The following is a 12421-nucleotide window of genomic DNA, read 5'->3' as shown; positions in this document are numbered from 1 at the left end:
GGGAGGTTTGCATTTTTTGCCCACATCAAACCTGTGAGATTGTCTGTTACGCAATCACCATTAACACTAAATCTCGGATTAGGCCATGCCACTCCTGATAGAATCTCTCCGTCTTGCCCTGTGCCTGCGCATGAAATCTCACTCCATAGTGCGTAGCACTTTGTCTGTCCGGTCTGCGGTAGGTTAGTCGTGCCTGCAAAGGCATTAGAGAACATTAATGTTAATAAAAGAAAAAATACAAACCATATTACATTCATTCCCTTTTTCATTTTCTTTTCCCCCTTAAAAAAATAAAAAAAGACATCCTGAATAATCAGAATGCCCTTAAAATTACTATTTTACTGTTACTGGTAAAGATTTGAGAACGAGATGCTTCACAGAATTTCCCTTCAGCCAGACACCGGAATACTACTATTTATTTACGGTGTTTTTAAAGACAGCTATATTTTAATTAACTCTAAATTTTTAAAGTCTGGAAAATTCTGATAACATCTCAAGTTATGCTGTAGAATAAAAATTCTTTTCCATGTTTGTCAATAAGTTTCGCATAAACATTATAGCACCTATAAGAATTACTAATATAATCAGGAGGAACATTTTGAGATTTGGCGTCAATAGTGAACCCCAATTGCAATTTTTTAAAAACAATGGCATCATTCATTTTTTAAATCGCAGGCGCAGAGGCAGCATAATATCAAAAGTGCGGCAGTCAATCTTTATGTTATAATGTACTAATTCCTTTCCTTTTTCATGGTGAACTATGGATATCAAAAAACGTCCGAATCATAAGATATACCTTCAAGTGCTTCGTCAGATGTCGCCTGAAAAGAGGCTGCTTAAGGCATTTGAATTATCCGAATTCACACGCCAGCTTTTTATTCACGGATTACACAAGCGGTTCCCAAATTTTCATAACGAAGAATTCAAAAAAATACTCCTTGAGCGTTTAGACAAGTGTCACAACAGGAATTATTAAGGAAGGTTATCCAGGCGCTTAATCGGACCGGGATTCAATATATGCTGACAGGGTCCGTCAGCTCAAGTCTGCAAGGCGAACCACGGGCTACACATGATATTGACATGGTTATTGCCATTCATAAATCTCAGGTCTTGAAATTAATTGAAAACTTCCCGTCAGACGATTTTTATTTAGATAAAGACAGCATTCTTGATGCTATTGACAGTCAGAGCATGTTTAACTTGATTGATGTCAATAGCGGCGATAAAGTTGACTTTTGGATATTGACCAATGAATCCTTTGACCAATCACGTTTTATACGCAAATATAGTGAAGAATTCATGGGTCTGAAAATGCAGGTTTCAAGTCCTGAAGACACAATATTGGCTAAATTGAGATGGGCAAAACTCTCAGGCGGAAGCGAGAAGCAATTTACTGATGCCCTGCGGGTTTATGAAGTCCAGCACGGAAAATTAGACATGGCTTACTTGGGGAATTGGGCAAAAAAATTAGGGGTTGAAGCATTATGGAAACGGTTAATAGATGAAGCGGAAATTGCATAGCTAACATTGCATTTTCAGCCTTCTGAATAATATACCTGTTTCTAAATCATAAGCGCAGAAATATCATAAAATCAAAAGTGCGTCAGGCATTATTTATGTTATAATGTCAAAAATTCTCGTAAAACAGGATTAAGAAATTATGATGCGGTTTTCTAAGACATTTGTTCCCACTTTGCGCGAGACGCCTGCCGAGGCAGAGGCAGTCAGCCACATACTAATGCTGCGTGCGGGGTATGTGAGGCAGGTTGCCGCCGGCATTTATATTTATCTCCCGCTGGGTCTGCGGGTGATGAATCGCATCAATAAAATTTTACGTGAAGAAATGGAGTCAATCGGCGCTCAGGAAATCTCCATGCCTGTGCTTCATCCTGCAGAGATATGGCAGCAGACAGGCAGATGGTACGATATAAAAGAGGAGATGTTCAGGCTTAAGGACAGAAGCGGCAGGGACATGTGCCTCGGCATGACGCACGAAGAGATAATTACATGGCTTGCCTCAACTGAAATCCGTTCTTATAAAAACCTGCCGCAGGTGTGGTACCAGATTCATTTAAAACTCAGGGATGAGGCAAGACCCAAAAGCGGGGTGCTGAGGACGCGCGAGTTTTTGATGAAAGACAGTTACAGCTTTGATAAGGATGAGGCAGGGCTTGAGAAAAACTACAAGAAACACGCTGAGGCGTATTACAGAATATTCAGCAGGTGCGGGCTTAATTTCTATCAGGTGCAAAGCGACCCCGGCATGATGGGCGGCGCAACGGCGCATGAGTTTATGTCGCCAAGCCCTGTCGGCGAAGACGAGATAGCTTTATGCCAGACATGCGGTTATGCGGCAAACAGGGAGATTGAAAAAGGCGGTGCATGTCCTAAATGCTCGGCGCCGTTAAAAACAGAGAAGGCAATTGAAATCGGCAATATCTTCAAGCTCGGGACAAAATATTCAGCGCCGCTTAGGGCAGTTTATCTTGATGAGAAGGGCAAAGAAATGCCGATGGTCATGGGGAGCTACGGGATAGGCCCTGCAAGGATTGCGGCGGCAGCCATTGAGCAAAATAATGACAAGGACGGGATTATCTGGCCTAAAAGTATTGCGCCTTTTGATGTGGAGGTTATATCCCTTGATATTAATAACCCTGATATTAAGAGCACAGCGGAATCATTATGCAGGGAGCTTGGGAAAGAAAGGATTGAAGTCTTTTTGGACGACAGGCAGGTCAGTCCGGGAGTAAAATTTAAGGATGCAGACCTGATAGGAATACCATGGCAGGTAATAGTTGGTGAGAAGGGACTCAAAGACGGTATTATTGAATTTAAATCAAGAAGGACAAAGGAAATTAAGAAACTAAACGTATCGGAAGCGGCAAAGAAAATAATTGAATCTCTTTAATTCCCTCATTGCGTCTGATTTGCAGTATCTCAATGTTTTGTGATAATATTCATAACCCCTTAAAACACTTTGCAGGGACGCATCCGTTTAATTGTCTATAAAAATGCAAAAATCTTAATCACAGGGGCCTGGAGAGTTTTTATTGCAAAATTATCAATTATCATTTCAAATTGCAAATTTTCAATGCTAAGTTTTCAATGATAAATTTACAATGAATATTTTCTCTGTGTGCTCTGTGGTTGGAATAGTTTTAAAAGGTAAAAAGGCATATGAAGACTGCAATCGGCATTGACATCGGCGGCACGAATATAAAAATTGTCTGCGTCTCGGAAAAAGGCGAGGTGCTGGAAAAATTCACAGAACCCACCAATTCAAATGATATTATCCAGAGGGTTGCAGATAATGTGAAAAGGTTTGTAAAGCCCGGTGTGTCAGGCATTGGTTTCGGGATTGCCGGCATAATAGACAGGAAGCGCGGTGTAGTGCTGGAGTCGCCGAATATTACCAGCCTTAACAATTCTCCGGTAAAGGAAATATTTGAGAATGAATTCTCCCTGCCTGTTGTGGTTGAAAATGACGCTAATGCGTATGCCTATGGTGAAAAATGGATGGGCACAGGAAGGGATTTTAATACCTTTGTGGTATTGACTCTCGGCACCGGATTAGGCGGCGGTTTAATTTATAAAGGCGAGCTTTTTGAGGGTCCGATGGAGGTGGGGCATATGGTTATTAATCCCGACTCTTCAGGACGCTTCTGCACCTGCGGCAGTTTCGGTTGCCTTGAATCATATGTCTCAGGCAGGGCTATTGTGGACAGGGCAATTACACTGCTTGAGGAAGGCGCAAATAGCATATTAAGGAACTGCTACGACGGCAATTTCTATAGGATAACGCCTGAGCTTGTATACAAGACTGCCCTTGAAGGCGACAATCTGAGCCGTGATATTTTCAGAGAAACCGGGAGGTATCTGGGCATCGGCATTGCCAATCTGATAAACATTTTCAGCCCTGATGCGGTTATACTCGGCGGCGGGCTTATCAGTTCATGGGACCTGTTTATAGAAGAACTGAGGACAGAGGTTTCCAAAAGGGCGCTTGAGCCGCTTTTGCATAATGTTGAGATATTAAAGACCACATTTCATGAAGGCAGCGGCTCAATAGGCGCCGCAGGGCTTGTGCTTAAACGGCTTCCCCTTTAATTCTATGGCTGAGAGCAACATAAGAAATTTTTCAATCATTGCCCACATAGACCACGGCAAATCCACACTTGCAGACAGGATACTGGAGCTGACCGGCGCACTTTCAAAACGTGAAATGTCCGAACAGGTGCTGGATTCTATGGACATTGAGAGGGAAAGGGGCATAACGATCAAGGCGCATGCAGTCAGGCTGAATTATACTGCACTGGACGGAAAAAACTATATCCTGAACCTGATTGACACCCCCGGACATGTTGATTTCTCCTACGAGGTCTCCCGCAGTCTTGCCTCCTGTGAGGGCGCATTGTTAATAGTTGATGCGACTCAGGGGGTGGAGGCGCAGACCCTTGCAAATGCCCATCTTGCAGCTTCGCATAATCTTGAGATAATCCCTGTAATCAATAAGATTGACCTGCCGAATGCAGAGCCTGAAAAAGTCAGGGCGCAGATAGAGGAGTCTGTAGGCATTGACTGCACTGATGCAATTTCAGCCTCTGCAAAGGAAGGGACAGGGGTGAGGGAAATTCTTGAAGCGATTGTGCAGAAAGTGCCTCCGCCTAAAGGCAGTAAGGATAAGCCGCTGAAGGCATTGATGTTTGATTCATGGTTTGACAACTATAAAGGGGTTGTTGTCCTTGTGAGGCTTTTTGACGGCGAAGTAAAACCCGGCGCAAGGATTATGCTCATGAGCTCTAAGAAAACATATGAAGTTGACGAGGTGGGAGTTTTTTTGCCCCATAGGAAACTGGTTGAAGCCCTCAGGGCTGGAGAGGTCGGCTATATAATCGGTGGAATAAGAAATGTTGCCGATACAACTATAGGCGATACTATTACTGATGCCGTGAATCCTGCGGCAGAACCATGCCCGGGTTACATGGAGGTAAAACCAATGGTCTTTTGCGGGCTTTATCCCTCAGATGCCACCCGGTACGGGGAACTGAAAGATGCGCTGGAAAAACTGAGGCTTAATGACTCATCATTCAGTTTTGAACCTGAAACATCCGTTGCATTGGGGTTTGGTTTCAGATGCGGGTTTCTCGGTCTGTTGCACATGGAGATTATAAAAGAGAGGCTTGAAAGGGAATTTGAACTTACCCTTGTAAACACGGCGCCGACAGTTATTTACAGGGTTACAAAAACTGACGGCGGGGTATTGTTTGTTGACAGTCCCGCTAAGCTGCCTCAGCGCTATGAAATGATTGAGGAGCCTTTTGTAAAGGCAATGATATTTGTGCCTGAAAAATACGTAGGCCAGATACTTGAACTGTGTCAGGAAAAAAGAGGCGTGCAGAAGGAATTTAATTACTTGGGCAAAGACAGGATTATTCTGGCTTATGAATTGCCTTTAAATGAAATTCTCTGGGACTTTTATGATAAACTAAAGTCGTTTTCAAGCGGCTATGCCTCAATGGATTATGAATTTGTAGGCTACAGGGAGTCAAGTCTTGTAAAGCTGGACATACTCTTAAACAGTGAGCCTGTTGATGCTCTTTCCCTGATTGTTCATAAGGAGAGGGCGTATCATAAGGGCAGGCAGCTTGCTGAAAAATTGAGGGAAGTCATACCGAGGCAACTTTATGAAGTTGTCGTTCAGGCGGCCATCGGCAGTAAAATAATAGCAAGAGAAAGCATAAAGGCTCTGCGGAAGAATGTCATTGCCAAATGCTATGGCGGCGATATAACAAGGAAAAGGAAGCTGCTTGAAAAACAGAAGGAAGGCAAGCGCAGGATGAAACAGGTAGGAAAGATTGAGATACCGCAGGAGGCTTTTCTTACGGTGCTTAAGGTAAAATAGCAAATTAAGGATGAAGGTTGAGGGTTGAATGTTTTAATTTTGACCAACACCTAAATTAAAGGAGGTTTTAAATTTTTGGCTAAACAAAAATCAAAACTAAGAGAATATAGCGAGGCGATAGTAACGGCGCTTATCCTTGCGCTTCTGATAAGGTCGTTTGTGGTGCAGGCGTTTAAGATACCATCAGGCTCAATGATACCGACGCTTAGCATAGGCGACCACATACTTGTAAATAAATTCATCTTCGGCACTAAAATACCTTTTACGGACAGCAGGATTTTGAGTGTCAGGGAGCCTAAAAGAGACGATATCGTAGTTTTTGAGTTCCCTAAGAATGATGAATACTGCAAAAGTTTTTTCAGGACTTTTACAAAGAGGATTAAAAATGTCATGGACAAGGGCAACCCTGTGTATCTTTTCCAAGATGACTGCAAGGACTTTATAAAAAGGGTCATCGGCGTTGGAGGGGATAAGATTGAAATAAAAAACAAGACCGTATATGTAAACGGCGCTCCCCTCACTGAACCGTACACAATACACAATGATGAGCCATGCCCTAACATGGGCCCCTATCTTGTTCCAAAGGGTAAGGTCTTTGTTATGGGAGACAACAGGGATCAGAGCTACGACAGCCGGTTCTGGGGCTATGTATCAATGGATGAGATAAAGGGCAGGGCGCTTATAATCTACTGGTCGTGGGATGCCCAAGGCAGCACATTTAACAAAATCAGATGGGGCAGGCTCGGCAACCTTGTGCATTAAAAAACCGTAAAGCGTAACGCGTTATGCGTAACGTGAGGTTAAGATATGATAAAGAAACTTTTTTATCTGCTGGTGCTGGGGGTGGCGGTTTATTCCGGGATTAAACTGGCAATCCCGCATTATCATTATCAGTTATTCAAAAGCGATGTTGAGGAATTGGCTCAGCTGAGCATAGCAGACGTGAGGCCTGATGAGATGAGGGAGAGGATTATAAAGCTTGCAGACCAGTACAAAATCCCTTTAAAGATGCGCGATCTGATTATTAAGGCAGAGGGCGGATATTCTATTTTGGTAACATGGGAAGAGACGGTTAATATTTTTGATGTATACAAAAGAACATTTGTTTTTTACATTGATGCAAGCGCAGACGGGAAGAGAGACCGCTGATGTTTACGGGAATTATAGAAACCATGGGAAAGGTCGCATCTGTCAGGAAGGCAGGCAGCGGCGTCAGTCTGTGCCTTAAACCTGACTTGCTGATGCAGGTACAGCTTGGAGAAAGCATAGCGGTAAACGGCGTCTGCCTCACGGTTTCAAAAATTACCTCCCCTCTGCCCCCCCTTGATATCTTCTTTGACGTCTCCCCTGAGACGCTGAAGAATACGAATCTTGGAGAACTCAAGGTCCATGATAAGGTAAATCTTGAGAGGGCATTAATGCCGACCGGCAGATTCGGGGGACATATGGTTACCGGACATATTGACGGCGTAGGCTTAATTAAGGATAAAAAAAAGGACGGAGAATACACATATTTTACCTTTGGCGCTCCTCCTGCTGTTCTCCGGTATCTTGTGCAGAAAGGCTCTGTTGCGGTTGACGGCATAAGCCTGACGGTGATTGACATAACTGAGAGTTTCTTTAAAACGGCAATCATCCCGCACACCCTTAATGTCACAACTCTCGGGCTTAAGGGCATAGGCGAAAAGGTAAATCTTGAGTCTGATATTCTGGGCAAATATGTGGAAAAATATTTGTCCGGCAGGGATAATAATGCAGGGCTGATGAGCAAGTTGATGGAAGGGGGATTTACCAAATAGTTCAAAGTTGTTCAAGATGGTTTAAATTGTTCAAGAAAATTTTATAATGGAAAAACATAAATTCAATACAATAGAAGAGGCTGTAAGCGACATCAAAAAGGGCAAAATGGTGGTCCTTGTTGACGATGAAGACAGGGAAAACGAGGGCGACCTCACGATGGCCGCTGAAAAAATAACCCCGCAGACAATAAATTTCATGGCAAAATACGGCAGGGGGCTTATCTGCCTTTCATTGACTCATGAAAGGGTTAATGAACTCAAACTACCGATGATGTCGGAGAACAATACCTCCCATTTCGGCACTGCATTTACCGTCTCAATTGAGGCGAAGAAGGGCGTAACAACAGGCATTTCAGCTGCAGACAGGGCAAAGACTATTCTTACCGCCATAAATCCAAAGACTAAACCTGATGACATAGCAAGACCCGGACACATCTTCCCTTTAAGGGCTCAGCCCGGCGGAGTGCTTAAGCGCGCGGGACAGACAGAGGGCTCGGTGGACCTTGCACGGCTTGCAGGGCTTTATCCGGCAGGCGTTATATGCGAGATAATGAATGATGACGGCACAATGGCAAGGGTGCCGCAGCTTATGAAATTTACGCAGCAGCACAACCTAAAGATTGTCACCATTAAAGACCTTATCAAATACAGGATGCGGAGCGAATCTCTTGTGACAAGGCTTGCAACAACTAAGATACCTACAAAGTACGGCGGTGATTTAACTGCCATTGCCTTTGGCAATCTCCTTGACAGTTCCGTGCATCTGGCATTTATCAGAGGAGACATAAAGCTTGAGGACGAGGTGCTTGTCAGAGTTCATTCAGAATGCCTTACGGGCGATGTGTTCGGCTCAAAGAGGTGCGACTGCGGAGAACAGCTTCACAGGGCGCTGGAAAAAATTAAAAAAGCAGGCAAGGGCGTGCTTCTTTACATGAGGCAGGAAGGCAGGGGCATCGGCATTGCAAATAAACTGAAGGCATACGAACTTCAGGACGGCGGTTTTGATACGGTTGAGGCAAATGTTAAGCTTGGATTCAAGCCTGATTTAAGGGACTACGGCATAGGCGCTCAGATACTTGTTAATCTGGGCATAAAAAAGATGCGCCTGATGACTAACAACCCCAAGAAAATAGTCGGGCTTGAAGGCTACGGACTAAAGGTTGTAAAAAGGGTCCCTGTTGAGATAAAACCGCATGAGAAAAATATCAAATACCTTAAAACAAAAAAAGAAAAAATGGGGCATATGCTGGAGGAAGTATAACAATAAAATATAGTTTAATATTGTTCAACATGGTTTAAGGTGGTTCAATCTTAAACGACTTGAACTGTTTGAACGATTTGAACTTTTTTTAAGGGGGAGGGAATATGAAGACATACGAAGGAGAGCTTCAGGCAAAGGGACTTAAATTCGGCATAGTGGTGAGCCGCTTTAATGATTTCATCACAAACAAGCTTTTGGAAGGGGCTGTGGACGTTCTTTTAAGGCACGGCGCAGCTGAAAAAGATATTGATGTGGTAAAGGTTCCCGGTTCTTTTGAGATTCCGCTCGCCGCAAAAAAAATCGCCGGCAGGAATACCTATGACGCTGTTATATGTCTGGGTACGATAATCAGAGGCGCTACCCCGCATTTTGATTATATCGCTGCCGAGGCGGCGAAGGGGATTGCTTCTGCCTCAATGGACACAGGCGTACCAATGGCATTCGGTGTTATCACTGCCGATACAATTGAACAGGCAGTTGAAAGGGCAGGGACAAAAAGCGGCAACAAAGGCGCGGACGCTGCCATAGTAGCCATAGAAATGGCACAACTTCTTAAAAAACTGTGAACAGTGAACAGTTGACCGTGAACAGTAAAAACTACAGCAGGAATTTTTGTCTGCTATTCACCATTCACTATTCACTATTCACTGCCTTATGAAAAGACGCAGAGCCAGGGAATATGCCCTCCAGGTGTTGTTTCAGCTTGATGTGACAAATGCCGCATTTGACAAAAAAATTCTGCATGACTTCTGGGAGGGAAACAGCGAGGATGCGGATGTCAGGGAATTTGCCGACGCCATTGTTGAGGGGACGTTGGCGCATCTTGATGAAATTGATAAAACCATAGAGCAGGCGGCAGAACACTGGTCTATGGGCAGGATGTCAGTTGTTGACAGGAACATTATGAGGGCTGCCACTTACGAACTGCTTTATAGAAATGATATCCCGCCGTCAGTGGCAATAAACGAGGCGATTGAAATAGCGAAAAGATACGGGTCGGAAGACTCCTCTGCTTTTATAAACGGGGTGCTGGATAAGATAAGAAAATCAAAAGCAAATTAAAGCCGGGAGTTTTTATTTTATGCCGTCAAATTTATCTTTTATCCGTTTTGCCTTTTCCATCCCGCCGAACAAAAATACGGACAAGAGTATGCGGCGTATCAGATTTTTTGTGTCTTCAAATGTTACGGTGTCCGAGTCTTTGCCTATGGCCCTTGAATTTTGTTCAATAATTATCCCTGCCGTAGTGTCAGACAGTTCAGACCTTAGAATTTCATGAATTTGATGGCAGAGGGTATTCATTTATTTTGTCAGTCCAAGCTCCTTAGCCATGGAATAAAGTCTGCAGGCTATTCTAAACAGCAGAATATAAGTTAATGATATGAAGAGATATTCCGGATACTCAATGACTTCCCCGTAGATTTTTTTCAGTCCGAATACCTCTCTTGTAACATGCCATACAGAAAAACACATTAAAAAAGTCAGTACGGGTATGAGCTTCCTTGTGATTATTTCCAATTCACTGCCTTCAGGAAATTTTTTATTGGCTTTGAAAACAAATCCAAGTGCCCCGATGCCTAAAGCGACCATTACCATGCCTAAATAAGTCTCAAGAGTAATCTCCATTTTTCTCTCCTTTTTTTTAAATGCAGTGATATGTTTAGATATATTATATAACCGATTTTAAGAAAATGAGCTATTGAAAGGTAGAATATGAATATAAATTGTGTTAATATGTAACGGAGGTTTGAGGCGCTTATACCATATATTGTAGGAGGGCAATTTGATACTACGCTATACAAGACCAGAAATGGCAAGAATCTGGGAGCCTGGAAATAAATATCAAAAATGGCTTGATATTGAAATAGCAGCCTGCGAGGCATGGGCAAAACTCGGGGAGATATCCGGCAAAAACCTTGCTGTGATTAAAGAGAAGGCAAAGTTTGATGTTAAAAGAATTGATGCGATAGAAAGGACTGTTAAGCATGATGTCATTGCATTTTTAACGTCTGTTGCCGAAAAAGTGGGTCATGACTCCCGCTTTATCCATAAAGGGCTGACATCCTCAGATATCCTTGATACGGCGCTGGCGCTTCTTATGAAAGACGCAGCGCAGTTGATAATTAAAGACACAAGGGATTTGATGGCTGTCTTAAAAACCAATGCGTATAAGTACAAAAAAGTCCCCCAGATGGGCAGAAGCCATGGCATCCATGCTGAGCCTGTAACGCCGGGGCTTAAGTTTGCGCTCTGGTATGATGAGATGAAGAGAAACCTTGTGCGTATGGAAACTGCGCAGGAAAATGTGAGCTATGGAAAACTCTCGGGGCCTGTAGGGACCTTTTCAAGCGTGCCTCCTTATATTGAAAAATATGTATGCAGAAAACTGGGGCTTAAGCCTGATGCAGTATCAACTCAGATAATCCAGAGGGACCGCCACGCCGAGTTTATGAATACACTGGCCCTTATTGCCGCATCCATTGAAAAAATCGCCCTTGAGATAAGACACCTTCAGCGGACCGAGGTGCTTGAAATGGAAGAGCCGTTTGAAAAAGGGCAAAAGGGTTCATCCGCCATGCCTCATAAGCGCAACCCCGTGGGCAGTGAAAACCTCTGCGGGCTGGCGCGGGTTGTCCGCTCAAATGCAATGGCGGCAATGGAGAACATCGCCCTCTGGCATGAGCGCGACATAAGCCATTCCTCTGTTGAAAGGATAATAATCCCTGACAGCACAATACTTGTGGATTACATGCTCGTGAGGCTCACGGGAATTCTCAGGGGGATTCAGGTTTATCCTGAGAAGATGATGGAGAACATAAATAAAAGTTACGGGCTTTACAATTCACAGCGCATTTTGCTCAAGCTTATTGAAAAAGGCATGAGCCGCGAGGGCGCTTACAGGCTTGTGCAGGGGACTGCCATGCAGAGCTGGAGCAAGAAAAAGGATTTTAAAGAACTCCTGAAAAATGACAGGGAAGTAAAGAGATTCCTGCCCGGAGCGGAGATAGAAAAACTTTTTGATTTGTCATACTACCTCAAGAATGTGGATTATATATTTAAAAGGGTATTTAAGCCGTATTAACAAATGCATTGTAGAAATTGTAGAAATTGTGGGGTCAGGTCTTGAAATATCAGTTTTCACCCTCCGCGCCTTTAATTGCCTTGCTTACAGTAGTAATTGCCTTGCTTACAGTAGTATAATGAACCTTTAAATAATCCGCAATTTCCTTGAGAGTATATCCATATTTAATATGCGCCTTGTATATCTGGGTAGCCCTTATTTGATTATTCAGCATTTTCCCTTTGAATATACTTGCTATCGCTGGTCTGTTTACATATCTCTGAGTTTTCGGTATTTCCTTTATTTCTTCTTTTTGGGCTAATAAATCTTTAAATTTTTCAGTGAACCCTTCTTCGCCAAGCAAAATCTGTCCTTTCAGATTTTTCCAAGGAGATTCT

Annotated in this window: 16 protein-coding genes; 12 read left to right on the top strand and 4 right to left on the bottom strand. The window is 43.3% G+C overall.

Features of this window, described 5'->3' with window-relative positions:
- Positions 1–269: hypothetical protein (locus HZA10_02105; GenBank protein MBI5195097.1), on the bottom strand; the 269-nt coding region annotated here is incomplete at its 3' end.
- A 491-nt stretch (positions 270–760) separates the two neighbouring features.
- On the opposite strand from HZA10_02105, the gene HZA10_02100 reads away from it, so the two are divergent.
- The 11 genes from HZA10_02100 to nusB all read left to right on the top strand — a co-directional run bounded on the left by HZA10_02100 (position 761) and on the right by nusB (position 10024).
- A complete protein-coding gene (locus HZA10_02100) occupies positions 761–976 on the top strand; it encodes a hypothetical protein (GenBank protein ID MBI5195096.1) in 216 nt (71 codons plus the stop codon).
- A 104-nt stretch (positions 977–1080) separates the two neighbouring features.
- The gene (locus HZA10_02095; GenBank protein MBI5195095.1) at positions 1081–1521 is read left to right on the top strand and encodes a hypothetical protein; all 441 of its coding nucleotides are present in this window, start codon (positions 1081–1083) and stop codon (positions 1519–1521) included.
- A gap of 142 nt (positions 1522–1663) precedes the next feature.
- Positions 1664–2908: a proline--tRNA ligase gene (proS, locus tag HZA10_02090; GenBank protein ID MBI5195094.1), complete on the top strand. Its 1245-nt coding sequence runs from the start codon at positions 1664–1666 to the stop codon at positions 2906–2908.
- A 269-nt stretch (positions 2909–3177) separates the two neighbouring features.
- Positions 3178–4107, top strand: a complete 930-nt coding sequence (locus HZA10_02085; GenBank protein MBI5195093.1) for an ROK family protein — start codon at positions 3178–3180, stop codon at positions 4105–4107.
- A 4-nt stretch (positions 4108–4111) separates the two neighbouring features.
- The gene (lepA, locus tag HZA10_02080; GenBank protein MBI5195092.1) at positions 4112–5902 is read left to right on the top strand and encodes an elongation factor 4; all 1791 of its coding nucleotides are present in this window, start codon (positions 4112–4114) and stop codon (positions 5900–5902) included.
- Between the two features lie 75 nt (positions 5903–5977).
- Entirely contained in the window at positions 5978–6664 is a 687-nt protein-coding gene (gene lepB / locus HZA10_02075; GenBank protein ID MBI5195091.1) for a signal peptidase I, read from the top strand.
- A 45-nt stretch (positions 6665–6709) separates the two neighbouring features.
- Positions 6710–7051, top strand: a complete 342-nt coding sequence (locus tag HZA10_02070) for a hypothetical protein (protein ID MBI5195090.1) — start codon at positions 6710–6712, stop codon at positions 7049–7051.
- Positions 7051–7701 carry a riboflavin synthase gene (locus tag HZA10_02065; protein ID MBI5195089.1) on the top strand — a complete coding sequence of 217 codons (651 nt, stop codon included), beginning with the start codon at positions 7051–7053 and terminating at the stop codon, positions 7699–7701. The genes HZA10_02070 and HZA10_02065 overlap by 1 nt, the downstream gene beginning before the upstream one ends.
- Positions 7702–7747: 46 nt before the next feature.
- Complete coding sequence (locus HZA10_02060; protein ID MBI5195088.1) at positions 7748–8962, top strand: bifunctional 3,4-dihydroxy-2-butanone-4-phosphate synthase/GTP cyclohydrolase II; 1215 nt, start codon at positions 7748–7750, stop codon at positions 8960–8962.
- A gap of 104 nt (positions 8963–9066) precedes the next feature.
- Positions 9067–9528, top strand: a complete 462-nt coding sequence (locus HZA10_02055) for a 6,7-dimethyl-8-ribityllumazine synthase (GenBank protein MBI5195087.1) — start codon at positions 9067–9069, stop codon at positions 9526–9528.
- 88 nt (positions 9529–9616) lie between these two features.
- On the top strand, positions 9617–10024 hold the full coding sequence (nusB, locus tag HZA10_02050) for a transcription antitermination factor NusB (GenBank protein ID MBI5195086.1): 408 nt from the start codon (positions 9617–9619) through the stop codon (positions 10022–10024).
- A 12-nt stretch (positions 10025–10036) separates the two neighbouring features.
- On the opposite strand, the gene HZA10_02045 is transcribed toward nusB, so the two are convergent.
- Positions 10037–10264, bottom strand: coding sequence for a hypothetical protein (locus tag HZA10_02045; protein MBI5195085.1), 228 nt, complete (start codon positions 10262–10264; stop codon positions 10037–10039).
- Complete coding sequence (locus HZA10_02040; GenBank protein ID MBI5195084.1) at positions 10265–10588, bottom strand: hypothetical protein; 324 nt, start codon at positions 10586–10588, stop codon at positions 10265–10267.
- 157 nt (positions 10589–10745) lie between these two features.
- Between HZA10_02040 and HZA10_02035 the strand changes: the two genes are divergently transcribed.
- The gene (locus HZA10_02035; protein MBI5195083.1) at positions 10746–12044 is read left to right on the top strand and encodes an adenylosuccinate lyase; all 1299 of its coding nucleotides are present in this window, start codon (positions 10746–10748) and stop codon (positions 12042–12044) included.
- Positions 12045–12093: 49 nt separating this feature from the next.
- Here HZA10_02035 and HZA10_02030 read toward each other — a convergent pair.
- Positions 12094–12421: hypothetical protein (locus tag HZA10_02030; GenBank protein ID MBI5195082.1), on the bottom strand; the 328-nt coding region annotated here is incomplete at its 5' end.

The sequence above is a fragment of the Nitrospirota bacterium genome (genome assembly GCA_016212185.1).
GTDB lineage: Bacteria > Nitrospirota > Thermodesulfovibrionia > UBA6902 > DSMQ01 > JACRGX01.
The sequence above is the reverse complement of the archived record's forward strand: the minus strand, read 5'-3'. Positions and strand labels throughout refer to the sequence as shown.

Coding starts and splice junctions, on each gene's coding strand:
- HZA10_02060 (MBI5195088.1), top strand. CDS start 7,748: ATGGAAAAACATAAATTCAATACAATAGAAGAGGCTGTAAGCGACATC.
- HZA10_02040 (MBI5195084.1), bottom strand. CDS start 10,588: ATGGAGATTACTCTTGAGACTTATTTAGGCATGGTAATGGTCGCTTTA.
- HZA10_02100 (MBI5195096.1), top strand. CDS start 761: ATGGATATCAAAAAACGTCCGAATCATAAGATATACCTTCAAGTGCTT.
- HZA10_02070 (MBI5195090.1), top strand. CDS start 6,710: ATGATAAAGAAACTTTTTTATCTGCTGGTGCTGGGGGTGGCGGTTTAT.
- HZA10_02095 (MBI5195095.1), top strand. CDS start 1,081: ATGGTTATTGCCATTCATAAATCTCAGGTCTTGAAATTAATTGAAAAC.
- HZA10_02055 (MBI5195087.1), top strand. CDS start 9,067: ATGAAGACATACGAAGGAGAGCTTCAGGCAAAGGGACTTAAATTCGGC.
- HZA10_02085 (MBI5195093.1), top strand. CDS start 3,178: ATGAAGACTGCAATCGGCATTGACATCGGCGGCACGAATATAAAAATT.
- proS (MBI5195094.1), top strand. CDS start 1,664: ATGCGGTTTTCTAAGACATTTGTTCCCACTTTGCGCGAGACGCCTGCC.
- lepA (MBI5195092.1), top strand. CDS start 4,112: ATGGCTGAGAGCAACATAAGAAATTTTTCAATCATTGCCCACATAGAC.
- nusB (MBI5195086.1), top strand. CDS start 9,617: ATGAAAAGACGCAGAGCCAGGGAATATGCCCTCCAGGTGTTGTTTCAG.
- HZA10_02065 (MBI5195089.1), top strand. CDS start 7,051: ATGTTTACGGGAATTATAGAAACCATGGGAAAGGTCGCATCTGTCAGG.
- HZA10_02045 (MBI5195085.1), bottom strand. CDS start 10,264: ATGAATACCCTCTGCCATCAAATTCATGAAATTCTAAGGTCTGAACTG.